Here is a 23,286-nt window from a genome sequence, read left to right on the forward strand (position 1 = left end):
ACCCGAGCGCGGGGCAGCGAGTCGCACATGATCGCGGCATAACGCCGACTCGGGTCCGAGGGTTAGGTGCGCCGCGGCTGTTGTGATGGCGGGTCGCCGCGCGACATGCCACTCGCCGGGCACCGGCATCGGGGGCCGGTGCCCGGACGAGGTGGCGTTGGGTTAGAGCCGCGCGGCCAGGCGCGTGCCCTGATCGATGGCTCGTTTGGCGTCCAGTTCGGCGGCCAGGTCGGCGCCGCCGATGAGATACAGGTTGACTCCCGCGGTGCGCAGTGGGTCTTCGAGTTCGCGGACGGATTCCTGGCCGGCGCAGATGATGACGTTGTCGACTGGGATCAGTTGCGGGCGTTGGTGTTTCGCGCCGAAGCTGATGTGCAGGCCGTGGTCGTCGATGCGTTCGTAGTTGACCCCGCCGACGTGTTCGATGCCCTTGGCCTCGAGCGCGGCGCGATGCACCCACCCGGAGGTTTTACCGAGATCCTTGCCGAACGCGCTCGACTTGCGTTGCAGCAGTACGACTTCGCGGGCGGCGGGGGACGGCTTGGGAGTGGCGAGCTGACCGCGGACCTGCTCGTCCTCGGAGTCGACGCCCCATTCCTCTTTCCATTCGTCGAGTTTGAGCGCGGGATGTCCCTCGACGGTGAGGAATTCGCTCACGTCGTAGCCGATGCCGCCCGCGCCGATCACGGCGACGCGTTTGCCCACCGGCCGCTGCTCGCGCACCAACTCGGCGTAGGACAACACCATCGGATGGTCGATGCCGGGAATATCAGGAATGCGTGGGCGCACACCGGTGGCCAGCACCACCTCGTCGTATTCGGCGCCGATCAACTCCTGCGCGGTGACCCGTTTGTTGAGGTGCACACTCACTCCGGTGACCTCGAGCATCCTGGTGAAGTAGCGGATCGACTCGCTGAACTCTTCCTTGCCCGGGATGCGGCGGGCGATATCGAACTGGCCGCCGATCTTGTCGTCGGCCTCGAAAAGCTCGACGCGGTGACCGCGTGCGGCGAGGCTCACCGCGGCGGAGAGACCGGCCGGGCCCGCGCCGACCACCGCGACCCGCTTGGTGCGCCGGGTCGGCAGCAGCTTCAGTTCGGTCTCGTGGCCGGCGCGCGGGTTGAGCAGGCAGGTGACGGTTTTGTGCTGGAAGGCGTGGTCGAGGCAGGCCTGGTTGCAGGCGATGCAGGTGTTGATCTCCTCGACCCGGTTCTGCTTGGCCTTATTGACCCATTCGGGGTCGGTGAGGAACGGCCGGGCCAGCGAAATCAGTTGTGCGTCACCGCGAGTGAGGATTTCTTCGGCGATTTCCGGCATATTGATCCGGTTGGACGCGCAGACCGGAATGTTCACCTGTTCGGTGATCTTCGCGGTGAATTCGACGAACGCCGCGCGTGGCACGGATGTGACGATGGTGGGGACGCGCGCCTCGTGCCAGCCGATATCGGTGTTCAGAATGTTCGCACCCGCGGCCTCGAGATCTTTTGCCAGCGCGATGATCTCGTCGAAGCTTTGGCCCTTTTCGACCAGCTCGGCCATGGACAGTCGGAAGATGATGATGAAGTCCGGGCCGACAGTGGCCCGGGTGCGGCGCACGATCTCCACCGCGATTCGGCGCCGGTTCTCCGGTGATCCACCCCATTTGTCGGTGCGCTTGTTGGTGCGCGGCGCGAGGAACTGGTTGATGAAATATCCTTCACCGCCCATGATTTCGCAGCCGTCGTAGCCGGCCAGCTTGGCCAGCTCGGCGCAGCGGGCATAGTCGCCGATGGTTGCCTCGACGCCCTTGGCCGAGAGTTTGCGCGGCCGAAACGGGTTGACCGGGGCCTTGATCGAGGACGCTGACACGCTTCCGGGCATATAGGAGTAGCGGCCCGCGTGCAGAATTTGGATGGCGATCTTGCCGCCCTCTTTGTGCACGGCCTTGGTAATCGCCCGATGCCGGTATGCCTCGGACTTATTGGTGAGCTTCGCGCCGAAGGGCAGCAGCCAGCCGGTGCGATTGGGTGCGTAGCCGCCGGTGACGATCAGTCCGACGCCGCCGCGGGCACGTTCGGCGAAGTAGGCCGCCAGCCTGTTGGTATCCCAGGCGCGATCTTCCAGGCCGGTGTGCATCGACCCCATGATCACGCGGTTGCGCAGCGTGGTGAAGCCGAGGTCGAGCGGCTCGAACAGGTGGGGGAAGGAACTCATCCGCGAGTCTCACCTTTCTCCGGGTTCTGGGTGCGGGGCTGTCGCACTCGGTTCGAGGGATTGCAGAATTTCGTCGTACCATTCGACGAACCCCGTTTCGACGCGGATTCCCCCACGTAGGACGAGGTACTGGTGCAGTGGCGTACCGCAGAGCTGATCCGGTGCCGCGAAGTCACGCTTTTCGATGAGCCGAAATAGCTCGAGGCGTTGATTGTGCTGGTCGCGATGGCGCGCGACCTCGTCGCAGAGCGCGCCGATATCGCCGTGTGCGGCGGCGCGGATCTTCACGCCGAGCTCATTGCGTGGCATGCCGGTGTCGGTGGGTTCGGCTATCCACCTGGCCAATTCGGCGCGCCCCGCGTCGCTCACGGAGTAGACCTTCTTGTCGGGCCTGCCCGCCTGCGTCACCGATTCGCCGGTCAACCAGCCGGATTCCGCCATACGCTTGAGGACGCGGTAGATCTGCTGATGGGTGGCGCTCCAGAAGTAGCCGATGGACTTGTCGAATCGGCGAGCCAGCTCGTATCCCGAGCCGGCCCGCTCGGTCAGCGAAACCAGCAGCGCGTGCTCGAGGGCCATGCGGCAAGGTTAACCATTACATCCGGTACTATGCAACTGAGTGCATAGGGGTGCCTGATGATAGCCGTGATTAGCCCGGCCATGTCCATTATGCTGCGCGCATGACCGAGGTGGACGCGCGGGCGACTGTCGGGCAGGCCGCCGGGCGTGGGCAAGTGGTGGCATGGGGATTGTGGGACTGGGGGTCGTCCGCATTCAACGCCGTAATCCTGACGTTCGTCTTCTCGGTGTATCTCACCGACAAGGTGGGCGACGAACTGCCCGGCGGCATTTCGGCGAGCGCGTGGCTGGGCTGGGCGCTCGGCATCGCGGGTCTGGTGGTGGCGCTGACGGCCCCGATCACCGGCCAACTCTTCGACGCGAGTGCGAAACGTAAACGCTCACTGGCCGTTCTGACGGCGCTGACCATTCTCACGATGGCACTGATGTTCTTCGTCCACGAGGACTATCACTTTCTCTGGTTCGGGCTGACGCTACTCGGCCTCGGCTCGGCGTTCTTCGAGCTCGCGGGCGTGCCCTACAACGCCATGCTGCGCCAGGTGTCGACGCCGGCCACCGTCGGCCGGGTGTCCGGATTCGGTTGGTCCATGGGATATTTCGGCGGCATCGTCATCCTGTTGATCTCATATTTTGGATTCATCTCCGGACACGGCGACAACCGGGGGTTGCTCGGCATACCAACCGATGACGGCCTGAATATCCGGTTGGTCGCGATCCTGGCCGCCGTATGGTTCGCCACCTTCGCGCTGCCGGTGTTGTTCGCCGTGCCCGAACTACCGCGCACCGATGCCGATCCCGGCGCGGCCAGCGCCGGGTTCTTCGGCTCCTACCGCGTGCTCTGGCGCGACCTGCGCGAATTGTGGGCCATCGACCGGCGCCCGGTCGGCTTCCTGGTGGCCAGCGCGATATTCCGGGACGGCCTCGCGGGGGTGTTCACCTTCGGCGCCATTCTCGCGGTGCGCGTGTACGGCATCGCGGACTCGGATGTCCTGCTGTTCGGTATCGCCGCGAATGTCGTTGCGGCCCTCGGCGCTATCACCGCGGGCCGGTTCGATGACCGGGTCGGTCCGAAGATCGTGATCGTGGTGTCGCTGGTCGCTATGTTGATCTGCGGCTCGATGCTGCTAGTGGTATCGGGCCCGGCCATGTTCTGGCTGTTCGGCCTGCTGCTCACCATCTTCGTCGGCCCCGCCCAATCAGCCGCCCGCTCATTTCTCACCCGTCTCACCCCGCCCGGTCGCGAGGGGCAGATGTTCGGCCTCTACACGACAACCGGGCGCGCCGTATCCTTCCTGGCCCCAAGCCTTTTCGGGCTGTTCGTCTGGATCTTCGGCGCCGACCGCGCGGGCATCATAGGCATCCTGCTGGTGCTGGCGATCGGGCTGGCAGTGCTCCTCCCGGTTCGGCCACCGGACCGGGACGCGGCCGTTTAGTCCGGCTTCGGTGACCACGCGCCCATGCCGAGGGCGACGAGGCGGACCTGGCGGACGGTGCGGTCGATAATCGCCGGCTGGTCGCGCGGGGTGGCGGCGACGTAGTCGGCGATGCAGTCGGCGACGGTGGAGACGATCAGGTCGGCGGCAAGCTCGAGGTCTTCTGGGGACCAGGAATCGAGATCGGGGATTCGGGAGAGGTCGACAACCAACTCTCGGACGATCAGTTGCAACTCCAGCGCGATCGCGCTCTGCAGCGCCGCGGATCCGCCGCGGCGTTCGCGGGTGATGAATCCGAACAGTGCGCGCCTGGCGGCGACCTGTTCGAACACGAAGCGCACAGTTTCCGACAATCGGGCGTCGGGGGTGCGGCGCAACTGCCGCAGAGCCAGTCGCAGGGCCTTGACGCCCTCGTCGACGAGCGTCGCGCCGAGATCGTCCAGCGAGGCGAAATGCCGATAGAACGCGGTGGGCACGATGCCGGCGGACCGCGCGATCTCACGCAGGCTGAGCGCGCCGAAGCCGCGTTCGGCGGCCAAGGAGAGGGTGCCCTCCAGTAGGGCCTGGCGGGTGCGCTCCTTGCGCTCGATTCGAGTTGCTACTGGCTCAATCATCACGGTGAGCATACATCCGTTCACCGTACGTCCATGCCGAGGATGTCGTTCACGTCACATGGTTTGCAGGTTGACATCGGACCGGGTTCGTCAGTCACACTGGTTGAGTGTACGAGCGTGCACTGAAAAAGTTCTTCGCACGCCGCCCACCCCGACGAGCAGAGGCATGGAGAACCAAATGGTGGGACTCATCGATCTGGTGCAAACCCTGACCACTCCGCATCCTCTCGACCGCTACCTGGAACTCGTCCGCCCGACGCTGACGGCACGGGACATGCGGGCCGAGATCACGCACGTGGATCGCTCGGTGCCGGAATCGGTCACCCTGACCCTGCGGCCGACCCGGCAATGGCGCGGGCACGCCGCCGGTCAGTACGTCCAGATCGGCGTCGTTATCGACGGTGTCCGGCACCGTCGCTGCTATTCGCCGATAGATGTGGCCGGCAGGCGTGACCGGCAGATCCAGCTGACCGTCAAGGCGCACCCGAATGGCCTGGTGTCGCGGTACCTCCACCGCACCGCCGCACCCGGAATGGTGGTCGACCTCACGCCGGCCGCTGGTGTATTCCGCCTGCCCGATACGCGCCCCGACCGGGTCGTGCTGATCGGCGGCGGTAGCGGCATCACCCCGGTGCTGTCGATGATGCGGACCCTCGCCGACGAGGGCTACCGTGGCGACCTCACTTTCCTCTACTACGCGCAGGCGCCCGAGCTCGTGCCGCACCGTGTCCAGCTGACGGCACTCGCGGAGCGGTTCGAGAACTTCCGCGTCGAGCTGCGGTATCCGGGGCATTCGGCCAGGGGTTCCGAACGGCTCGGCCGCGGTGCGGGTGAGCCGTCGGCGCGGCTCGAAGGCGCCGCCCGGTACTTCGACTATGACGAGTTGGCGCACGTCGCACCGTGGTTCGCCGACGCGCAGACCTTCATGTGCGGTCCGCCCGGATTGATGAACGCGGTGCGAAAGGTCTACGAGGCCGAGCAGCTGGCCGACCGGCTGCATTCCGAGGAGTTCACGCTGTCGGTGCCCCCCGTCGATGCGGGGGAAGCATTCGGCACGGTGAGTTTCTCGGGCAGTGGGATCAGCACCGCCAACGACGGCGCCGTGCTGCTGGAGCAGGCCGAAGCCGCGGGCCTGACACCGGAGTTCGGCTGCCGCATGGGGATCTGCTTCTCCTGCACCGCGGTACGGCGCACCGGATGCACTCGCAACGTGCGCACCGGCGAAACCGATAGCGACCCCGATCAGCCCATCCAGCTCTGTGTCAGTGCGCCGGTCGGCGACGTCGACATCGATATCTGATATTCGAAACAAGGGGAGTAAAGCCATGACGATTTTGACCGAAACCAAAGACGGCCCACTGGTATTGAGCCCGGAACAGGTCGAGGAGCTCGGCCGCCAACTCGACGAGCTGCGCGCCCGCGTCGTCGCCGACCTCGGCGACCGCGACCGTGAATACATCTACTCGATCATCAAGGCACAGCGCGGATTCGAGATCGCCGGGCGCGGTTTGATGTACCTCGGCTTCCTGCCGCCATTCTGGTTGGCGGGCGTGGCCGCGCTCGGCGTATCGAAGATCCTCGACAATATGGAGATCGGCCACAACGTCATGCACGGCCAGTACGACTGGATGCGTGAACAGGGCCTGAATTCCCGTGTGTTCGAATGGGATACGGTCTGTCCGGCCGACCAGTGGAAGCATTCGCACAACTACATGCACCACACCTACACCAATATCCACAACAAGGACCGCGATATCGGCTACGGCATTCTGCGGATCGATGAGGCCCAGAAGTGGAATCTCTACTACCTGGGTAACCCGCTCTACGCATTCGTGCTGATGATGTTCTTCGAGTGGGGTGTGATGATGCACGACCTCGAGGCCGAGAACATCATTCAGGGCAAGCGCAAGTGGTCCGATCTGAAGCCGCTGCTCACGGGCCAGTGGCGCAAGGCGGGCAGGCAGGTACTCAAGGACTACCTGATCTTCCCCGCGCTGTCGGGTCCGCTCTTCGTCTCGACGTTGGCCGGGAATGTGACCGCCAACCTGGTCCGCAACGTCTGGGCCTACTCGATCATCTTTTGTGGACACTTCCCTTCCGGCGTACAGACGTTCACCGAGGAGGAGACCGCCGAGGAGACCCGTGGCGAGTGGTACGTCCGCCAGATGCTCGGTTCGGCGAATATCGAGGGCGGCAGGCTGTTCCACATTATGTCCGGCAATCTGTCGCACCAGATCGAACATCACCTGTTTCCGGATATGCCCGCGAATCGGTATCCGGAGATGGCGCCCGAAGTCAAGGCGCTGTGTGAGAAATACGGGCTGCCCTACAACACCGGGTCGTTCGGCAAGCAGATCGGATCGGTATGGGCGAAGATATTCAAGCTCGCACTGCCGCCGTTCTTGGTCCGGAAGGAGAACGCACCCGGTGTTATCGTGATGCGACAACAGCAGCCGACCGAAGTGGGCGTGTGAATGATCGGGAAATTGGAAAGCAATAAGGATTTGATTCAAGAATTGACTTCTTCGGGTGCCCGGCATGTCGGCAATATCGCCGGCATCATCACCGGCACCGTGCAGGAGGTCACTCGGGAGATCGGTGACTGGATCACCGATGCCATCGAGATGAAAGAGGCCGCCGAAGCTGCTCGGCACGACGCTGAGCCGTTGCGCGACAACGGATTCGATGACACCGGGCTCGAACGGGATGTCGATGACACCGCGGCGGAACCCGTCGCGAGCGCGTCCGTTGTAGAGGCCGAGGTAGTCGAGCCGCCGAAGTGATCGCGGCACCGGCGGACTACGCCGGTGCGCGAATGCTGCCGGTCAGCCGCCAAGCCCCGTGCGCTCCGGGAGCGTATGGGCAGCAACCGGTTCCGGCGCGGCGGCCGCAGTGAGTCGTTCAATCCGCTAGCCTCGACGTTTGTGCCTGCCTATGTGTCCTCGCCCGAGTTGACATTCGGCTTTATGTTCGCGCTGGAAGACCCAGAGCGAATTGCGGAGGTCGTGCGCACCCTCATCGTCCGCAAAACGGTGTCGGTGTTCAGGCTGGCACGACTGTCGGATGACGACGGTCCACCGGAACGCTACGTCGTGAACTGGGCGTCCATTCCGCAGATCTCGATCACCACCAGCGCACCCGACCCGGATGAGATGGCGGCCAGTCGCACCATGCTGGTGAACGCCTTCCTCGGTGAGGACGGCGAAGTGAGCTTGTATTCGTCCACCGGCAAGGCGCCGAGCTGACCGGATTCGAACGAAATCAGTGGTGGCGCGGGCTTAGCGCGCCGCAGGGATGCGCAGCCTTCGCGTGCGGCGGGGATGCGCAGCCTTCGCGCCGGTCGGCGGGTGATTTCGTTGGCGTGTTGGTACCGGAACGTCCGGAAGCGGTCGTCGAGTTTGGGACAATCGGGCTATTCCTGAATGGAGTACCGCCGTATCGAAGCACCTGGAAGGAGCATCGATCATGGAACCCGAGAACACTGTCGAGTCCGTCAATCCGATCCGTGTCCGAGGAGATCTCGACCCCGCGCTGTCGCGGTGGATGTGGTTGGTCAAATGGATTCTGGCCATACCGCACTACATCGTGCTGTTCTTCCTGCATATCGCGTACTTCGTGGTCTCGGTGATCGCCTTTTTCGCCATCCTGTTCACCGGGAAGTATCCGCGTGGTCTGTTCGACTTCAATGTCGGTGTGATGCGCTGGACGTGGCGGGTCGGTTTCTACGCGTTCTCGGTGCTCGGCACCGACAAGTACCCGCCGTTCAGCCTGCTGCCCGCCCCCAACTACCCGGCCGACCTCGAGGTCGACTACCCGCAGCGACTGCACCGTGGTCTAGTGCTGATCAAATGGTGGCTGCTGGCCATTCCGCAGTACCTGATCCTGGGCGCGTTGTTGAACAGCGGAAACATCTGGGCTGGTGACAACGACGATATGGTCGGCGTTTTCACGATTCCGGTGATCGGGATCCTGCTACTGGTCGCGCTGATCGGCCTTTTGTTCACCGCGCGCTACCCACGGGGTCTGTACGACTTCGTCGTCGGCATCAATCGGTGGGCGATCCGAGTGCAGGCGTATGCCTCGTTGATGCGAGACGAATACCCGCCGTTCCGGCTCGATCAAGGTGCGCGCGAACCCGGCGAGATTGGACACCAGGCGGATTCGTAAATCCGCCGGACCACATCCTCGATGCCCGGTTCTTCGATGGACAGATCCCGGACTTCGGCGCGATCGGAGACGGCGGTGAGCAATCGGGCGGCCGTGATCTGCTCGGCGTCGAAAGCCAGGCGCTGTCGCATCCCACCGGCCTCGCTGGTCAGCAGTTCGGAGCAGGGCAGATCGTCGAGGTCACGGGTGGGCACGGCCAGATCGACGGTCAGCACCCGTCGAGCGCCCACCCGGACCGCGAGCCCGGTCACCGAACCGTCGTAGACCAGGCTGCCGTGGTCGACCACGAGCACTCGATCGCAGAGCCGTTCGATATCGACCATATCGTGGGTGGTCAGCAACAATGTGGTGCCGCGATCGGTGCGTTCGGCGCGCAGGAATTCGCGTAGTCGCTGTTTGGACAGCACGTCGAGACCGATGGTCGGTTCATCCAGGATCACCAATTCGGGGGAGTGCAGCAGCGCGGCGGCGACCTCGGCGCGCATGCGTTGCCCGAGGGAGAGTTGTCGCACCGGAGTGTCCAGGGTTTCGGCCATCTCGAGTTGCTCGACCAATTCGTGCGTGCGTTTGTGTGCGATATCCGGCTCCAGCCGATGGATCGCGGCGAGGATCGAAAACGATTCGCGCAGTGGCAGATCCCACCACAGCTGTGAACGCTGACCGAAAACCACTCCGATTCTCGCGGCCAGTTCGCGCCGCTGCCGCACCGGTTCCAGCCCGCAGGTACGGACACTGCCCGCGGTGGGAACCAAGATGCCGGTGAGCATTTTGATGGTCGTCGACTTACCCGCGCCATTGGCGCCGATATAGCCCACCGCGGCGCCGTGCTCGATCCGGAAGGTCATCCGATTGACGGCGATCAGTTTTTCGCGGCGTCTTCGCCAGCGGTGGCCGTTCTTGCGATGTAGGATGAATTCCCTTGTCAGGTTATCGATGTCGATGATCGCTTCCGGTAGTTCGCACTGCGCCATGGCTATCCGCCGCCTCCCTGGTAATGCCGAGTACCGATACGCCAAAACCCAAGTGCGAGAAGCCACACCCACAGCGCCGCCAGCGGTGTCAGCCAGGCCAGCCACGACGGCATCAAAGGCGGACCGGGTAGGCGCAGCAGCGCGATGGTGGGCAGGTAAGCCGTGAAAGATACCGGGATGGCGAAGCCGAAAAGCAGCTTCAGCGGTGTCGGGAATACCGACGCGGGCTGCATGGCGGCGAATGACCCGCCATAGGTGAAGCTGTTGGTCAGCTCCGAACCGTCGATCAAAAAGAACTGTGCGCCCGCCGCGCATACGAACAGGCCGCCGAACACCCCAATGCCACCGATCAAAGTCGCGGTCAATAATACGAATGTATCGGCGCTCCAGTCGATATCGTTACGGATCAGGCCGAGGCCGAGAACCACGATCGCGACCGACGCGCGCGCGAACCGGCGCAACGAGATATCGCTGGTGATCAGTTGCAGCAGCAATGGCTGAGGGCGCAGGTAATAGGCATCGATCAGGCCCATTCTGATCAGCGTCGGCAGAGAATCGAGGTGACCGAACAACACCTGAGCCAATGCGAAACTGGTATTACTGAGCCCGAACAGCAGTAGCGCGCCATTGAGATCGAGACCACCGAGTACCCGGACATTGTTGAAAATGACCCACACCTCGGCGAATTCGACGAGCCCGGTCAGTAGGGCGCTGACTATCTCACTGGCGAAGGACAATCGGTAGGTCCGTTGAGCGCGGACGCGTGACGCGAGCACGGCCGCGTACGGGGTGAACCAGGTTCCAGCGGGAGTGGGCACGTACGGCGGCTCAGCCACCCTGCACCTCCAGCCTGCGGCTCCCGGCCGCCAGCAATATCCGGCCGAGCGCCCCGATCACGAGCAACCAGAACACTTGCGCGGCAACGACCATCAGCGCGTCCGTCCCGATGACTCGGCCCGAAATTATGTCGATCGGGGATTGCAGGATCGACGGGAACGGAGTGGCGTGCGCGACGGTGCGTAGCCAGTCCGGGAACATGTGCACCGGCACGAACAGCCCGGCCAGAAACGTGCCGCAAATCTGGTATAGCACTCGCAGGCCACGTGTTTCTACTACCCAGAAGCCGAGCAGTCCCACCGCGAACAGGCACAGAAACGACAGCGCCACCGCGAGAAAGACGCTGAGCGTTCCGATCAGGTAGGGGCCGGGCGTGTTCGGCATGGTCAACCCGAAGGTGAGGGTGCCGACCAATACGCTCGGTACGCCGCGCGGCAGGATGGTCGCCGTTGCCCGGCCGATATCGGCGGCGAGATAACCGAATTGAACATCGACAGGTCGCAAGAAGTCGATCGCGATATCACCATTCTTGACCCGGTCGACGAGTTCCAGTGGCGGACCCATGAATTGGGTCGCGCCGAGCAGTCCCTGCGACAGCCAGACGTAGGCGCCGATCGTCCCCTCGTCGTAGCCGCCGAAGCCGTCGGAGGCGCGTACCGCCGCCATCATCACCGCCGCCCGGACGAAACCGAACACGCAGTTCGTGAAAAGCCCGGCGAACATTGCCAATTTGTATTGCGACTGCCGCCGGAAACCCGCTCCGGCGAGGCGGATGTAGACCATCACCGCTCGCCGAATGTGTGCTGCCGCGGCGAGCCGACCGTCCCCCTTCGCTCTGGCGCGCACAAACAGTCAACTGTAGAGGCCGCCGCCGGACCCGCGGAAGGCTTCCGCGCGAATTTTGGAAAAGTGCGACGAACTCGGTGCCCTAGTGTTAGAAACACAGTCACTTCACATTGCGTCTGCCGACGGCGTCGCTCGCGCAGGACAGGAAGGATCGTTCATGACTGTCACCGCTAGCGATTGCTTGCAGGTCGCTCGGAACACGACCCAGGTGACCGTTTTCGAAGAGCTCGAATCGAATGTTCGCGGGTACTGCCGCGCCTGGCCGACGGTCTTCGACACCGCGAGCGGAGCCTGGCTGCGCGACGAGAACGGCAAAGACTACCTGGACTTCTTCGCGGGTGCGGGCGCGCTGAACTACGGCCACAACAATCCGGTTCTCAAACGGGCCCTGCTCGACTACATCGCCGGTGACGGCATCACCCATGGTTTGGATATGTCCACGGTTGCCAAGCGTCGCTTGCTGGAGGCCTTGCGCGACACCGTCCTCGCCCCGCGCGGGCTCGACTACAAGGTCCAGTTCCCCGGACCCACCGGCGCCAACGCGGTGGAAGCGGCCTTGAAACTCGCGCGCAAGGTCACCGGGCGCCCGACAATCCTCAACTTCACCAATGCCTTTCACGGAATGTCGCTCGGGGCGCTGTCGGTCACCGGCAATGCCGCCAAGCGCGCGGGAGCGGGAATTCCGCTCGCGCACGCGATGCCGATGCCCTACGACGGCTACCTCGACGCCGACGACGGCCTGTGCTGGATGCGTCGCGCCCTCGACGACTCGTCCTCGGGCGTCGACCGGCCCGCCGCGGTGATCGTGGAGACGGTGCAGGGCGAGGGGGGCATCAATGTCGCTAGCGCGCAATGGCTTCGGCAGTTGGCCGAACTGTGCGCGGCGCGCGGCATCATGCTGATCGTCGATGACGTGCAGATGGGTTGCGGTCGCACCGGCCCGTTCTTCTCCTTCGAGTCGGCCGGTATCACGCCCGATATCGTCACGCTCTCGAAATCGATCGGCGGTTACGGATTGCCGATGGCGCTGGTGCTTTTCAAATCCGAATTGGACCAGTGGGCTCCCGGCGAGCACAACGGAACCTTTCGTGGCAACAATCCGGCGTTCGTCACGGCGCGAGTGGCATTGGAGCACTACTGGTCCGATGGTGTGCTGGAGGCGGCGACATCGGCGAAGGGGCAGCGGATCGCGCGGATGCTGAGCGATCTCGCGGCCGGTATCCCCGGCGTCTCGACCCGGGGGCGTGGGCTGGTGCACGGCATCGTCTTCGACGATGCCTCGCGCGCGGGCAAGGTGTGTCAACTCGCGTTCGAACGTGGACTGCTGATGGAAACCTCCGGCTCCGAGGACGAGGTGGTGAAGCTGCTGCCGCCGTTGACGATTACCGACGACGAGATCGACCACGGTGTCTCGATCTTGACTGACGCCGTCGCCGCGATCTGTCCGGGCTGACCCGAGTGCCGGCCCGCGCTCATTTGACGATTACCCGCCGATGCCCAATCGCTGTGCCGCGATGGCCAGGTCCTTGTCACCGCGACCGGAGAGCGAAAGTACCGTCACCGAATCGGCCGACAGCTCACCGTGGCGCGCCATCTGCATCAGGTAACCGACCGCGTGCGCGGATTCGAGGGCGACGATGATGCCCTCGCTGTGGCTCATCGCCCGCATGCCACCCAACGCCACCGCGTCGGTCGCGGTGCGATAGGTGACCCGGCCGGTGTCCTTGAGGTAGCTGAGTTCGGGGCCGACACCGGGGTAGTCCAGGCCCGCGGCGATGCTGTGCGTGCGAATGATCTGACCGTCCGAGTCCTGCAGTAGATAGCTGTAGCCGCCATCCATTTCGCCGGGCGTGCCCACACTGAGGGTTGCCGCGTGATCGCCGGTCTCCATACCTCGGCCCGCGGCCTCGACACCGATCAATTCGACACCGGAATCGCCAGCGAAAGAGTGGAACAGCCCGATGGCATTGCTGCCGCTGCCCACACATGCCATGACGTAATCGGGAAGCCTGCCTTCGGATTTCAGGATCTGGGCTCTGGCCTCGGCGCCGATCACCGTTTGGAAATCCCGCACGATCATCGGGTAGGGCGCGGGTCCGGTCGCCGTGCCGAACAGGTAGTAGGTGGTGTCCAGGTTCGCCACCCAATCGCGGACGGCTTCGGTGATCGCGTCCTTGAGTCTGCGGCCGCCGGTCTGTACCGCGCGAACCTCGGCGCCGAGCAAGTTCATGCGCACGACGTTGGATACTTGTCGCCGCATATCCTCGGCGCCCATGTAGATCACGCAGGCCAAGCCGAGCATCGAGCACACCGTCGCCACCGCGACGCCGTGCTGACCGGCGCCGGTCTCGGCGATGATCCTGGTCTTGCCCATCCGTTTGGCGAGCAGACCCTGGCCGAGTGCGTTATTGATCTTGTGCGCGCCGGTATGAGCCATATCTTCGCGTTTCAGATAGATCTTGGCCCCCGGCACCGCCAGCAGTTGCGCGAACCGCGGCGCCTGATGAAACAGCGTGGGACGGCCCACGCGGTCGCACAGCAGACGGTCGAGTTCGCTCATGAATTCGGCGTCATCGCGGGCCGTTCGGTACGACTGTTCGAGCTCGATCAGCGCGGCCATCAGACCTTCCGGAACATATCTGCCGCCGAACTCGCCGAATCGTCCGTGTTCGTCCGGAAATACTCCGTGCCGATACGCGCCCTGCGCCACGCTGTGATCAATAACCATCCGTACCAACGCTTTCAATCGTGTAGCTCCTCGCGCCGCAGTCTGTCCCGCGGGTGCGAGCGCTACGCCACCAATCGGCAACGGTTTAGTTAATAGACCGTGATCGTCGTTCTTTCCGACAGTGGGAATAGGTGAGGCTTGCGTGACACGGTTCGAGTTCGACCGGTGCCGGTGAAATGGGCGGCGCCGTTTCCGAGATCGCGTGGAGATGATCGAGCCGTACTCGCTGCGTTGTGTTGCGAAGGCGACGAGCGGCCGAAAATCGGGATATGGGCGCTCTTTGCGCAGGCGGCGTCGAGGGCTGCGATGATCTCGCGGGCCATCGCGTCACGACGGAGTCGTCATGTGCTCAGCTCGCGCTTCGCCGTACCAGGCATTCTTCGAAGAAGCCGAGCGACCGCAGATGATATGACCGCGCGGCCCAGCCGAGGCTGATGTTGTGCCCGGCGCCGAGCTGGTGTTCGACGAGAATGGTTGGCGCACTCCGGAAAGCGGCGCTCAGCTCGCGGACCGACTCGGCGTCGTGCCGCCAAATGGCCTCGTATTCGGCGAAGGTGAAGCGAACGGGGACCGGGATTCTCGCTGCGACGTCCGCGAATATCGCTGTCCAGCCGAATACTTCAGCACGCTCACTGGGCGGTGCGGGGCCGAGCATCGCCGCACCGGAGCGAAACGTGCCCGGCGGGTACAGCCGCAGCGCGCCCCAGTGCAGACGCACCGTGTCCGGTTTCAAGCGGTCCGCGAAATGTGAGCCCCATCCCGAGATGTCGAGGCCGAGCACGTCGGTGCCGTCCGGATCGGCGGCTATGGTCATGGCGACCGCGCTACCGAAGGAGTGTCCGAGCAGGAAGAGCCCTTGTCCCACCGCATGGTTCGCGCGGAAGTTCCGCAGGGCGACCGCAATGGTGTCGGCCTGCCGCGAGATCGACTGTCCACCAGTCAGGTCGGGTGTGGATCCGTGGTATCCCGGCCGGTCGATCGCCAGCATCGTGTATCCGAGCCGTGCCCCGAGCGTCAGTAATGACACGTCGGGGTGCGCACGGCCGTCGAAGTAGTGCGCGCTGGTGCCCGTGCCGTGCAGTGCGACGACCACCGCGCGCGGGTTCTCGGCCGCGCACAGCAGCGCCGACAGAGTGAGTTCGCCTGCCGCCAGATCGATCCGGCGGACCTCGGGGACCGAGACGCTCGGCGTGGGTATCGACAACGTCATCGCACATCCCGCATGTGCGTCGGGCCGGCGAACCAGCGGCGGACCGCGGTCACTGCGGCCGCCGCGCCGCCGAGCCGCAGCTCGGCGGCGAGCAGCAGACCCAACGGCCCCGCACCGACGACGATGACATCCGCATCGAAATCGTTGGCAGCCACGATCACTCGACGGCGGGTGCACCCGCTCGGTCCTCGGCATATGCCTTGGCGAGTTCCAGGGTGGCGCTGCTGTTGGTGCTCAGGGCATTTCGTACGTAATCTCGCGCATCGGCCGTAGTCGCGGTGTCGCCGAGAATCGAGGGGATGTTATCGGTGTTCAACACCACGGTGTGTCGTGACGATGCGAGCACTCCGCCGTCGGTCGGTGTGAAGGTCCACACGCCCGTGTGCAGCGCAAGCAATTTCGGCAGGGTGACCTGTTTGTACACGATCCGCTCCCCGGGAAATACCACCCGATACGACATCGTGCGGTGGGTGGATCCGTCCTTGGTCTTGGTATCCATCTCGAGGGTCTGCACCCCCTGTTCGGTCTGCTCGAATCGGACCGACGCCACATGGGGGAGTCGTTCGACCCATCGATCCGCCTCGTTCACGAAGTCGTACACATCATCGGCACCGCCGTGCACCACGACCGAATCCTCGAAGGAGAAGGTCGATTCCGTTGCGGCGACGGCAGATTCGATATTGCCCCGCAGCGCGGTCAGTTCCGCGCGGGAATTGCGGTCGACCGCGGCATCGATCCACGCCAGGCTCTTCGGATCGTCGTCGATCGCTCGATAGCCGTGCAACAACCGCACTCGCGAATTGCCTGCCCGATCCGGCTCGATGATCCACTCCCCGCGCATCGCGGCCACTGGCGGCGCCGAAACCTCCTGCTGGAAGCGGATCCGAGACCGGTCGGGATCCAGTGTGCGCCGCGACACCCAGCTCTTCGGCTCGCCATTCGCCGTGGCCCAGATCCGAATGCGTTCCTCCCGATCGCCGGTGGTCACCTGGTCGACGTGGATGGTGGGCGGGAAGATACGCGGCCAGTTCTCGACCTCCGCGATCATCCGGTAGACGACGGCGGCGGGTGCCGCGATCGTGACCTCATGTTCGCATTCGCGCTGATCGACTGTGGGCATGATCGCCTCCTGGACGGAGTGGATGAATAGCGGAGTGGATGAATATCAGAAGTTGCCGAGGCCGCCGCAGACGTTGAGCGCCTGGGAGGTGATGGAGGCGGCCACATCCGAGACCAGGTAGCCGACCAACCCCGCGACCTCGTCAGGTGTCGAATACCTGCCGAGCGGAATTTTCGACTGGAACCGCGTCAGGATCTGTTCCTCGGTGGTGTCATAGGCCGCGGCGTAGCCCTGCCGGACTCGTTGTGCCATCGGCGTTTCCACGTAACCGGGGCATACTGCGTTGACCGTGATGCCGGTCGGGGCCAGCTCGTTGCCGAGCGCTTTGGTGAAGCCGACCACTCCGTGTTTCGAGGCCGAATAGGGTGCGCCGAGGACGACGCCCTGTTTGCCCGCCGTGGACGCGATGTTGACAATCCGCCCCCACGGTTTGTCCCGCATGCCGCCGGTATCGAGCACCTCCCGCGTCATCCGGAATACGCTGTGCAGGTTGGTGTCTATGACGTCGAACCACAATTCGTCGGTCAAGTCGGCGGTGACACCGCCACCGCTGCGGCCGGCATTGTTCACCAGGATGTCGACAGCGCCGAAGCGGGTAACCGCGGCGGTGACGAATTCGTGCACCGCGTCGCCGGATCGGACATCGAGTTCGGTGCCGTCGGCGTGTAGACCCCGTTCCCGCAGGGCTTTCACCGTCTGGGCGACGGACTCCGCCGTGCGTGCCCCGATGAAGACCCGATGTCCTTGGCTCGCGAGCTGATTCGCAACCGCCAGGCCGATGCCACTGGTCGCCCCGGTGATCAGCGCGACACGGCCGTCCTGCGCACTCATGCCGCCGTCCCGGCCGCGATGGCATTGTTGACGGCGTCGACGAATGACCGCGGTGTCCTCGAACCGGTCAGCACCGAATCGTCCAGGGAAATACCGAATTCGCGTTCGATATGACCGCCCGCCTCCAGCAGTGCGAGCGAGTCGTAGCCGAGATCCTCGAACTCCTGCTCGCTATCGGAGACGAAATTGGCACCGTCGCCGCCGACCGCGGCGAACATGATGCCCTGGAATTCCTCGATTGTGAGATGCCTGTTGGCCATGGTTGATACCTCTCCTAGAAAACTTGCTCGGGCAGCGAATTCCCTTATCTCGACGGTGTTACGTCCGTTTACGGGCAGGTCGGATTGGTTCGGCTGGTCCGGGTCGCGATGACCGAGGACGGCCCGGACTTCACCGGTTGGCCATCGGGATCGGTGACGTCGGTGCGGCCGGAGCTGGTGAACCTGTCCCGGTCTTGGCCGGCCGAGTGGTGCACCGTCACGTAGGCGGCCAACGTGCCGTCCGGGAGGATCACGTCGTGGGTGAGCGCGTAGGTGAACTGGTTCGGCCCGGTTTCCTGCCAGGTACCGGTACCACTGCCGGTGGCATCGCCGGGGTGGCCGAAGGTCAGGCAGACCTTGCCCGCCTCAGTGAACTGGAAGGTGGCCTCGTGTGGCGGGTCCTCGCCCGCCGTCACCTGGCCCTGCCAGGTGCCGATCGGCAAGAACTCGATGGGCGTCGCCTGCGCGGGCACTGCGGTGGCAGCTAGCACCCCGAGGAGCAGCATTAGTGTTCTGGTCACGTGGCCGATCTTGGGCGCAGCTGCTCGCGTCGCACTTGAAATCCTCTGAAGACTGTCTGGGCGACTCAGACGCGGTCGGCCTCCAGTACCCAGATCGGCAGTAGCATCGACCCGTCGTCGTCGAGTTCGGGCCGGAAGCCGCTCTCCGCGAAGGATGCCAACATGGGCTCGGATGCCACCGCCGCCAGGTTACCGAGACACAGGGTGTTGATCGACCACACCGGCGCACCGAACGTACTGCGCAAACCGTCCTCATCGATCGCATACGGCGCAAAGGCCCCGCTGAATTCGCTTGTGGCGAAGGTGAACTGGATGAGCCGCGCCCCCGGCCTTGTCACTCGCAACAACGCGGCGACATGCTGCTGCCGCTGCTCCGGCTCGAGGCAGTGGAACAGCGCGCTGCTGACGACCGTGTCGAACCGGTCTTCATATCCGGCGAGTTCGGTGGCGTCGGCGACGGCGAACGACACCGTGACTCGTTCGACCACCGCTCGCGCGCGAGCCTGCTCGATGGCCGTCGGCGAGAGATCCAGCCCGGTCACCTGATATCCGCGATCCGCCAGAAATATGGCGGAATCACCTGGACCGCAACCGATATCGAGCACCTTGCCCCGAATGCGACCGGCACTTTCGAACCTGACCAGTTCGGGTTGTGGCCGACCGATCTCCCAGGGCAGCCGGTCCATCACGACGTCGCCGGGCATGAGCCTGTGCTCCTGATAGCTCTGTTCGAAATCGACCATCGATGGATCGGTCTCCGGATTTGCGTCAGTCATCTGATCTCGCCTTTCGCCTCGGGTGGATATTGTTGGGACTGTGGGGTTTCCGCTGGATGGGTGCCATGAAGATTTCCCCCTGGGTTCACGTGCCGTCGATCAGCGAGTGGCGGTGCCCTATACGACGACGGTGCCTCGTACCACGACGGGGAACGGCCAGGTCTCGCAGACGTGGCGCCGCGGCGTCCTTGGGCGAGCGGAGCAGGTGCAACGACTGTCCGTCGCGGCCGGTGGCAGGCCACGCGATACCGATGTCCGGATCGAGCGCGTCCACTTCATGGTCGAATTCGGGGCTGTACTCCAGTGAGCACAGGTAGGTGACGGTCGAGGCGTCCGCCAGCGACAGCAGCGCGTGGCCGAGCCCCTCGGACAGGAAGACCCAGCGTCGATCCACATCGTCGATAATCACGCTGTCCCACGCGCCGAAGGTCGGTGACCCCGGCCGCAGATCCACGACCACGTCCACGAACGCGCCGCTCGTGCAGGTCACGTATTTCGCCTGCCCGGGCGGGTCCTCGGTGTAGTGGATGCCGCGCAGCACGCCCGCGCCCGAGGTTGAGGTGTTGATCTGCAGCAGGTCGAACGGCCGCCCGACCGCCTTCTCGAACTCCGAGGCCTTGAACATCTCGGCGAAGGCGCCGCGCTCGTCGCCGCGCATGGTCGGGGTGAATTCCCACGCCCCTGGTACCGCCAGCTCCCGAATCCGCATATTCACCAATCCCGTCCGTGTTCCAGTAGTCCGAGCAGGTACCGGCCGTATCCGGAGCGCACCAGCGGGTCGGCCAGCCGGCACAGCTGCTCGTCGTCGATGAAGCCCATCCGCCAGGCGACCTCCTCGGGCACGCTGATCTTCAGACCCTGCCGTTCCTCTACGGTGCGGACATAGTTGGCCGCGTCCAGCAGCGAGTCGAAGGTGCCGGTGTCCAGCCACGCGGTGCCGCGGGCGAGCACATCCACCCGCAGCCGGCCCTGTTCCAAGTAGGTTCGGTTGATATCGGTGATCTCGTATTCGCCGCGGGCCGAGGGGCGCAGGCCACGCGCGATCTCGACCACGTCGTTGTCATAGAAATACAGGCCTGGGATGGCGTAGTTGGAGCGTGGCACCTTGGGCTTCTCCTCGATGGAAACGGCCCGGCCGTCGGCGAATTCGATCACGCCGTAGGCGGTCGGATCCGACACCGGGTACGCGAAGACCGCAGCACCGTCCAGACCATGGAACCGGCCCAGCCGGGTACCCAGCTCCGGACCGTGAAAGATGTTGTCGCCCAAAACTAACGCAGCCGAATCGCCACCGATATGATCGGACCCCAGCACGAACGCTCGCGCCAACCCGTCCGGCTCCTGCTGCACCACATAGCCGATGTTCAACCCGTACTGCGAGCCGTCACCCAGCAACCGCCGGAACGCTACGGCATCCGCCGGCGTCGTGATCACCAGAATTTCCCGGATGCCGGCCAACATCAATGTCGACAACGGGTAGTACACCATCGGCTTGTCGTACACCGGGACCAGCTGTTTGCTCACCCCACGCGTGATCGGATGCAACCGCGAACCGGTTCCGCCCGCCAGGATTATGCCCTTCATTACCGGCCTTCCGGTCAGCTCGGCTGACCGGAAGGCACCCGATCGCCGACCAGTCGTTCCAGTTGCTCGACCACCTCGAACGGTGTCGGCCGCGCCAGCATGCCGGCACTCAGTTTGCCTGCGGCAGTGCGAAATTCGGTCTCGAGCAGCCGCTGCGCGGCAGCATCGCTGTCGCTGTCGGTGCGGTCGGCGCCCGGGAGATCCAGCCCCGCTATGTCCCACGTTGCGATCAGGACGCGCATCTTCGTCTCCATCCACAGGGTTCGCCGGCGAGGGTCGTGTGCACAGCGTCCTGCGGCGCGCTCGAATATCGCTCCAGCGGTGGTCGGCGCGGACCCGGCAGGGTGCACCGAGGGACGCTGGATTCGTGCTCCGGTCGTTCTCGACCCGCGACGGCGAGCATCGGTGTACAGCAAGCAGAGTGGAGGATGGCTTTGGCGCGTATTCGAGAGCCGCTAGGACGCGGATAGCAGCGCGGGACCGGTGCGTTCTCTCGAACCTCCACCGAAGTTCTAGGGCCCGCGACCACCCTCGATGATGCATGAATCATCTAGGAGGGCGGATGCGCATCATCGACCTGTCCTCGCCTGTGGACAGCGAGCAGTACGAACCCGATCCGGTGGAGCACACCGTGCTCACCCCGGCGGCGGGCGCTCGGCACATGAGCGAGGAGATGGCCGAGCACTTCGGGCTCGGCTTCGACGTGGACGACCTGCCCGACGGCGAGTTCCTCTCGCTGGACCGGCTGAGCCTGACCACGCACACCGGCACACACGTGGACGCCCCGTCGCACTACGGAACGCGGGCGTCCTACCGGGACGGCGGTCCCCGGCACATCGATGAGATGCCGCTGGACTGGTTCCACCGCCCCGGTTTCGTGCTCGATCTGACCGACGCGCCGACCGGCGCCGTCGGCCGGCAGGTGCTGGAGCGGGAGTTCGCGCGGATCGGCCGACTGCCCGAGCCGATGGACATCGTGCTGCTGCACACCGGAGCGCAGCGGCACCAGGGCACCCCGAAGTATTTCACCGACTTCGCCGGGCTGGATGGGGCAGCCACGAACTACCTGCTGGACCTGGGGGTGAAGGTGATCGGTACAGACGCGTTCAGCCTCGACGCGCCGTTCACCGACATCATCGCCCGGTACCGCGAGACCCGGGACCGGTCGGTGCTGTGGCCCGCGCATTTCGCGGGCCGCGACCGGGAGTACTGCCAGGTGGAGCGGCTGGCGAACCTGGAACTCCTGCCGTCGCACGGGTTCACGGTCGTGTGCTTCCCGATCAAGGTGGCGCGGGCGGGGGCGGGTTGGGCCAGAGCCGTGGCGCTGGTGGAGGAGTCGTGAGCGGGGAAGAGATTCCGCCGCGCCGGATATCCCGGCTGCCGTCGCTGACCGGGTTGCGCTGGATCGCCGCGCTGCTGGTGTTCACCACGCACGCCGCGTATCAACCCGGTCTGTTGCCCCCCGGCGCCGCCGCCGAGGGGTTCATGAGCGTGGTGAAAATGGGCGGCTATATCGGAGTCGGCTTCTTCTTCGTGCTCAGCGGGTTCGTGCTCACTTGGTCGGCGCGCGCGGACGACAGCCCGAAAAGGTTCTGGCGGCGGCGGTTCTTCAAGATCTACCCGAACCACTTCGTCGCGTTCCTGCTCGCGGTCGGACTGATGTTGCTGACCGGGCGCGAGATCGTCGGCTGGGTGCAGCAGCTCCTGTTGGTGCACGCCTGGTGGCCGGATCTCGACGTGGCCTTCGGCGTCAACGACGTCAGCTGGTCGCTGGCGGTGGAGGCGCTGTTCTATCTGTCCTTTCCGCTGCTGATCGTGCTGGTGCGCAAGATTCGTCCGGAGCGGCTGTGGTGGTGGGCGGGCGGGATCATGGCCGCGGTCGTGCTGATGCCGGTGCTGGCGAAGCTGCTGCCCGCGCAGCCGCAGGTGTGGTGGGAAGCTACGCCGGAGTACGAGTACTGGTTCGTCTACGTGTTCCCGCCGGTGCGCGCGCTGGACTTCGTGCTGGGCATGGTGATGGCGCGGATCGTCATGGTGGGCAGCTGGCCGCGGGTGCGGGCGCTGTGGGCGGGACTGGCGTTCGCCGCCGGGTACCTGGCGGCGTCGTTCCTGCCGACTACGTTCGGGATCGTGGCGGCCACCATCGTGCCGCTGGCGTTCCTCATTCCGGCAGCGGCCGCCGCTGACAGCGACGGCAGGCCCTCGTGGCTCGCCGGCCGTCCGATGGTCTGGCTGGGTGACATCTCGTTCGCGTTCTATTTGCTGCACGAGCTGGTCCTATACAACATGTACCGGCTCTACGGCACCGAGTTCCAGCCGACCCTCGCGCAATCGATCGGGCTGTGGGCGCTGGGGCTCGGCGGGACGGTGCTGTTGGCGTGGGGGATGCACCGGCTCGTGGAGCTTCCGACGCAGCGCCGGTTCTCCAATCCGCGCAAGCGAATCACGCCGCGGAAGCTGAGATCGGGGCCCTCCTGACCGGCTGCTGAAAGTTTCTATGTGCGAACGCCCCCTGAGCTTGGCTACAGTGTTCGATATAACGGCCAAGATCCCTCCGGGGACGTATTCGCTTTCATATCAAGGACATTGGAGAACTGTGCAGATTCTCGTCGCTCG

The 23,286-nt window shown here is 64.6% G+C and carries 26 protein-coding genes; 9 read left to right on the forward strand and 17 right to left on the reverse strand.

The features are described from left to right. Positions 1–162 precede the first annotated feature (162 nt). On the reverse strand, positions 163–2,193 hold the full coding sequence (locus LKE06_RS14340) for an NADPH-dependent 2,4-dienoyl-CoA reductase (protein ID WP_227999127.1): 2,031 nt from the start codon (positions 2,191–2,193) through the stop codon (positions 163–165). 9 nt (positions 2,194–2,202) lie between these two features. After that, positions 2,203–2,772, reverse strand: a complete 570-nt coding sequence (locus tag LKE06_RS14345; protein ID WP_227999128.1) for a PadR family transcriptional regulator — start codon at positions 2,770–2,772, stop codon at positions 2,203–2,205. 101 nt (positions 2,773–2,873) lie between these two features. Here LKE06_RS14345 and LKE06_RS14350 point away from each other — a divergent pair, with 101 nt between their 5' ends. After that, positions 2,874–4,205, forward strand: a complete 1,332-nt coding sequence (locus LKE06_RS14350) for an MFS transporter (protein WP_227999129.1) — start codon at positions 2,874–2,876, stop codon at positions 4,203–4,205. Here the strand turns inward: LKE06_RS14350 and LKE06_RS14355 are convergent. Beyond that, positions 4,202–4,819, reverse strand: coding sequence for a TetR family transcriptional regulator (locus LKE06_RS14355; protein WP_227999130.1), 618 nt, complete (start codon positions 4,817–4,819; stop codon positions 4,202–4,204). The two genes, LKE06_RS14350 and LKE06_RS14355, sit on opposite strands and share 4 nt — an antisense overlap. 178 nt (positions 4,820–4,997) lie before the next feature. Between LKE06_RS14355 and LKE06_RS14360 the strand changes: the two genes are divergently transcribed. From LKE06_RS14360 to LKE06_RS14380, 5 genes are all read left to right on the forward strand, one after another. Beyond that, on the forward strand, positions 4,998–6,119 hold the full coding sequence (locus LKE06_RS14360) for a ferredoxin reductase (RefSeq protein WP_227999131.1): 1,122 nt from the start codon (positions 4,998–5,000) through the stop codon (positions 6,117–6,119). A gap of 25 nt (positions 6,120–6,144) precedes the next feature. After that, on the forward strand, positions 6,145–7,293 hold the full coding sequence (locus tag LKE06_RS14365; RefSeq protein WP_227999132.1) for a fatty acid desaturase family protein: 1,149 nt from the start codon (positions 6,145–6,147) through the stop codon (positions 7,291–7,293). Between the two features lie 42 nt (positions 7,294–7,335). After that, positions 7,336–7,602, forward strand: a complete 267-nt coding sequence (locus LKE06_RS14370; RefSeq protein ID WP_227999133.1) for a hypothetical protein — start codon at positions 7,336–7,338, stop codon at positions 7,600–7,602. 75 nt (positions 7,603–7,677) lie between these two features. Next, positions 7,678–8,064, forward strand: coding sequence for a hypothetical protein (locus LKE06_RS14375; RefSeq protein ID WP_227999134.1), 387 nt, complete (start codon positions 7,678–7,680; stop codon positions 8,062–8,064). Between the two features lie 220 nt (positions 8,065–8,284). Continuing rightward, on the forward strand, positions 8,285–8,986 hold the full coding sequence (locus LKE06_RS14380) for a DUF4389 domain-containing protein (RefSeq protein ID WP_227999135.1): 702 nt from the start codon (positions 8,285–8,287) through the stop codon (positions 8,984–8,986). Here LKE06_RS14380 and LKE06_RS14385 read toward each other — a convergent pair. Genes LKE06_RS14385 through LKE06_RS14395 form a run of 3 tightly spaced genes read right to left on the reverse strand, consistent with a single transcriptional unit; the run spans position 8,938 to position 11,640 of the window. Beyond that, complete coding sequence (locus tag LKE06_RS14385) at positions 8,938–9,957, reverse strand: ABC transporter ATP-binding protein (protein WP_227999136.1); 1,020 nt, start codon at positions 9,955–9,957, stop codon at positions 8,938–8,940. The genes LKE06_RS14380 and LKE06_RS14385 overlap by 49 nt on opposite strands. Before the next feature lie 2 nt (positions 9,958–9,959). Further along, positions 9,960–10,793 carry an ABC transporter permease gene (locus LKE06_RS14390; RefSeq protein ID WP_227999137.1) on the reverse strand — a complete coding sequence of 278 codons (834 nt, stop codon included), beginning with the start codon at positions 10,791–10,793 and terminating at the stop codon, positions 9,960–9,962. Continuing rightward, positions 10,786–11,640, reverse strand: coding sequence for an ABC transporter permease (locus LKE06_RS14395; protein WP_227999138.1), 855 nt, complete (start codon positions 11,638–11,640; stop codon positions 10,786–10,788). Before LKE06_RS14395 ends, LKE06_RS14390 begins: the two co-directional genes overlap by 8 nt. A 157-nt stretch (positions 11,641–11,797) precedes the next feature. On the opposite strand from LKE06_RS14395, the gene ectB reads away from it, so the two are divergent. Continuing rightward, entirely contained in the window at positions 11,798–13,093 is a 1,296-nt protein-coding gene (gene ectB, locus LKE06_RS14400) for a diaminobutyrate--2-oxoglutarate transaminase (RefSeq protein ID WP_227999139.1), read from the forward strand. Between the two features lie 30 nt (positions 13,094–13,123). Here the strand turns inward: ectB and trpB are convergent, their stop codons facing one another. The 11 genes from trpB to LKE06_RS14455 all read right to left on the reverse strand — a co-directional run bounded on the left by trpB (position 13,124) and on the right by LKE06_RS14455 (position 20,912). Next, entirely contained in the window at positions 13,124–14,368 is a 1,245-nt protein-coding gene (gene trpB / locus LKE06_RS14405) for a tryptophan synthase subunit beta (RefSeq protein WP_227999441.1), read from the reverse strand. Positions 14,369–14,717: 349 nt separating this feature from the next. Continuing rightward, entirely contained in the window at positions 14,718–15,578 is an 861-nt protein-coding gene (locus LKE06_RS14410) for an alpha/beta fold hydrolase (protein WP_227999140.1), read from the reverse strand. Beyond that, positions 15,575–15,733 carry an FAD-dependent monooxygenase gene (locus tag LKE06_RS14415; RefSeq protein ID WP_227999141.1) on the reverse strand — a complete coding sequence of 53 codons (159 nt, stop codon included), beginning with the start codon at positions 15,731–15,733 and terminating at the stop codon, positions 15,575–15,577. Before LKE06_RS14415 ends, LKE06_RS14410 begins: the two co-directional genes overlap by 4 nt. Before the next feature lie 2 nt (positions 15,734–15,735). Continuing rightward, positions 15,736–16,698: an aromatase/cyclase gene (locus LKE06_RS14420; protein ID WP_227999142.1), complete on the reverse strand. Its 963-nt coding sequence runs from the start codon at positions 16,696–16,698 to the stop codon at positions 15,736–15,738. A 45-nt stretch (positions 16,699–16,743) separates the two neighbouring features. Further along, complete coding sequence (gene fabG, locus LKE06_RS14425; protein ID WP_227999143.1) at positions 16,744–17,529, reverse strand: 3-oxoacyl-ACP reductase FabG; 786 nt, start codon at positions 17,527–17,529, stop codon at positions 16,744–16,746. Beyond that, the gene (locus LKE06_RS14430; protein WP_227999144.1) at positions 17,526–17,789 is read right to left on the reverse strand and encodes an acyl carrier protein; all 264 of its coding nucleotides are present in this window, start codon (positions 17,787–17,789) and stop codon (positions 17,526–17,528) included. Before LKE06_RS14430 ends, fabG begins: the two co-directional genes overlap by 4 nt. A gap of 68 nt (positions 17,790–17,857) precedes the next feature. Beyond that, positions 17,858–18,310 carry a hypothetical protein gene (locus LKE06_RS14435; protein WP_227999145.1) on the reverse strand — a complete coding sequence of 151 codons (453 nt, stop codon included), beginning with the start codon at positions 18,308–18,310 and terminating at the stop codon, positions 17,858–17,860. A gap of 65 nt (positions 18,311–18,375) precedes the next feature. Beyond that, positions 18,376–19,086, reverse strand: a complete 711-nt coding sequence (locus tag LKE06_RS14440; RefSeq protein ID WP_227999146.1) for a class I SAM-dependent methyltransferase — start codon at positions 19,084–19,086, stop codon at positions 18,376–18,378. A gap of 85 nt (positions 19,087–19,171) precedes the next feature. Next, positions 19,172–19,795 (reverse strand): dTDP-4-dehydrorhamnose 3,5-epimerase family protein, encoded by a 624-nt coding sequence (locus tag LKE06_RS14445; protein WP_227999147.1) that lies wholly within the window; start codon positions 19,793–19,795, stop codon positions 19,172–19,174. A gap of 2 nt (positions 19,796–19,797) precedes the next feature. After that, a complete protein-coding gene (gene rfbA, locus LKE06_RS14450; RefSeq protein WP_227999148.1) occupies positions 19,798–20,670 on the reverse strand; it encodes a glucose-1-phosphate thymidylyltransferase RfbA in 873 nt (290 codons plus the stop codon). Between the two features lie 14 nt (positions 20,671–20,684). Then, entirely contained in the window at positions 20,685–20,912 is a 228-nt protein-coding gene (locus tag LKE06_RS14455; protein ID WP_227999149.1) for a hypothetical protein, read from the reverse strand. Positions 20,913–21,232: 320 nt separating this feature from the next. On the opposite strand from LKE06_RS14455, the gene LKE06_RS14460 reads away from it, so the two are divergent. Next, a complete protein-coding gene (locus LKE06_RS14460; protein ID WP_227999150.1) occupies positions 21,233–22,012 on the forward strand; it encodes a cyclase family protein in 780 nt (259 codons plus the stop codon). Further along, positions 22,009–23,148: an acyltransferase family protein gene (locus LKE06_RS14465; protein WP_227999151.1), complete on the forward strand. Its 1,140-nt coding sequence runs from the start codon at positions 22,009–22,011 to the stop codon at positions 23,146–23,148. Before LKE06_RS14460 ends, LKE06_RS14465 begins: the two co-directional genes overlap by 4 nt. Positions 23,149–23,286: the final 138 nt, after the last annotated feature.

The sequence above is a fragment of the Nocardia australiensis genome, from assembly GCF_020733705.1.
In the GTDB taxonomy this organism is placed as follows: Bacteria; Actinomycetota; Actinomycetes; order Mycobacteriales; family Mycobacteriaceae; genus Nocardia; species Nocardia australiensis.

Excerpts from the sequence above, each read along its gene's own strand:
- LKE06_RS14460 (WP_227999150.1), top strand. The coding sequence starts at position 21,233 with ATGCGCATCATCGACCTGTCCTCGCCTGTGGACAGCGAGCAGTACGAA.
- ectB (WP_227999139.1), top strand. The coding sequence starts at position 11,798 with ATGACTGTCACCGCTAGCGATTGCTTGCAGGTCGCTCGGAACACGACC.
- fabG (WP_227999143.1), bottom strand. The coding sequence starts at position 17,529 with ATGAGTGCGCAGGACGGCCGTGTCGCGCTGATCACCGGGGCGACCAGT.
- LKE06_RS14365 (WP_227999132.1), top strand. The coding sequence starts at position 6,145 with ATGACGATTTTGACCGAAACCAAAGACGGCCCACTGGTATTGAGCCCG.
- LKE06_RS14455 (WP_227999149.1), bottom strand. The coding sequence starts at position 20,912 with ATGCGCGTCCTGATCGCAACGTGGGACATAGCGGGGCTGGATCTCCCG.
- LKE06_RS14355 (WP_227999130.1), bottom strand. The coding sequence starts at position 4,819 with ATGATTGAGCCAGTAGCAACTCGAATCGAGCGCAAGGAGCGCACCCGC.
- LKE06_RS14420 (WP_227999142.1), bottom strand. The coding sequence starts at position 16,698 with ATGCCCACAGTCGATCAGCGCGAATGCGAACATGAGGTCACGATCGCG.
- LKE06_RS14375 (WP_227999134.1), top strand. The coding sequence starts at position 7,678 with ATGGGCAGCAACCGGTTCCGGCGCGGCGGCCGCAGTGAGTCGTTCAAT.
- trpB (WP_227999441.1), bottom strand. The coding sequence starts at position 14,368 with ATGGTTATTGATCACAGCGTGGCGCAGGGCGCGTATCGGCACGGAGTA.
- LKE06_RS14340 (WP_227999127.1), bottom strand. The coding sequence starts at position 2,193 with ATGAGTTCCTTCCCCCACCTGTTCGAGCCGCTCGACCTCGGCTTCACC.
- LKE06_RS14440 (WP_227999146.1), bottom strand. The coding sequence starts at position 19,086 with ATGACTGACGCAAATCCGGAGACCGATCCATCGATGGTCGATTTCGAA.
- LKE06_RS14360 (WP_227999131.1), top strand. The coding sequence starts at position 4,998 with ATGGTGGGACTCATCGATCTGGTGCAAACCCTGACCACTCCGCATCCT.
- LKE06_RS14345 (WP_227999128.1), bottom strand. The coding sequence starts at position 2,772 with ATGGCCCTCGAGCACGCGCTGCTGGTTTCGCTGACCGAGCGGGCCGGC.
- LKE06_RS14385 (WP_227999136.1), bottom strand. The coding sequence starts at position 9,957 with ATGGCGCAGTGCGAACTACCGGAAGCGATCATCGACATCGATAACCTG.
- LKE06_RS14430 (WP_227999144.1), bottom strand. The coding sequence starts at position 17,789 with ATGGCCAACAGGCATCTCACAATCGAGGAATTCCAGGGCATCATGTTC.
- rfbA (WP_227999148.1), bottom strand. The coding sequence starts at position 20,670 with ATGAAGGGCATAATCCTGGCGGGCGGAACCGGTTCGCGGTTGCATCCG.
- LKE06_RS14350 (WP_227999129.1), top strand. The coding sequence starts at position 2,874 with ATGACCGAGGTGGACGCGCGGGCGACTGTCGGGCAGGCCGCCGGGCGT.
- LKE06_RS14410 (WP_227999140.1), bottom strand. The coding sequence starts at position 15,578 with ATGACGTTGTCGATACCCACGCCGAGCGTCTCGGTCCCCGAGGTCCGC.
- LKE06_RS14445 (WP_227999147.1), bottom strand. The coding sequence starts at position 19,795 with ATGCGGATTCGGGAGCTGGCGGTACCAGGGGCGTGGGAATTCACCCCG.
- LKE06_RS14380 (WP_227999135.1), top strand. The coding sequence starts at position 8,285 with ATGGAACCCGAGAACACTGTCGAGTCCGTCAATCCGATCCGTGTCCGA.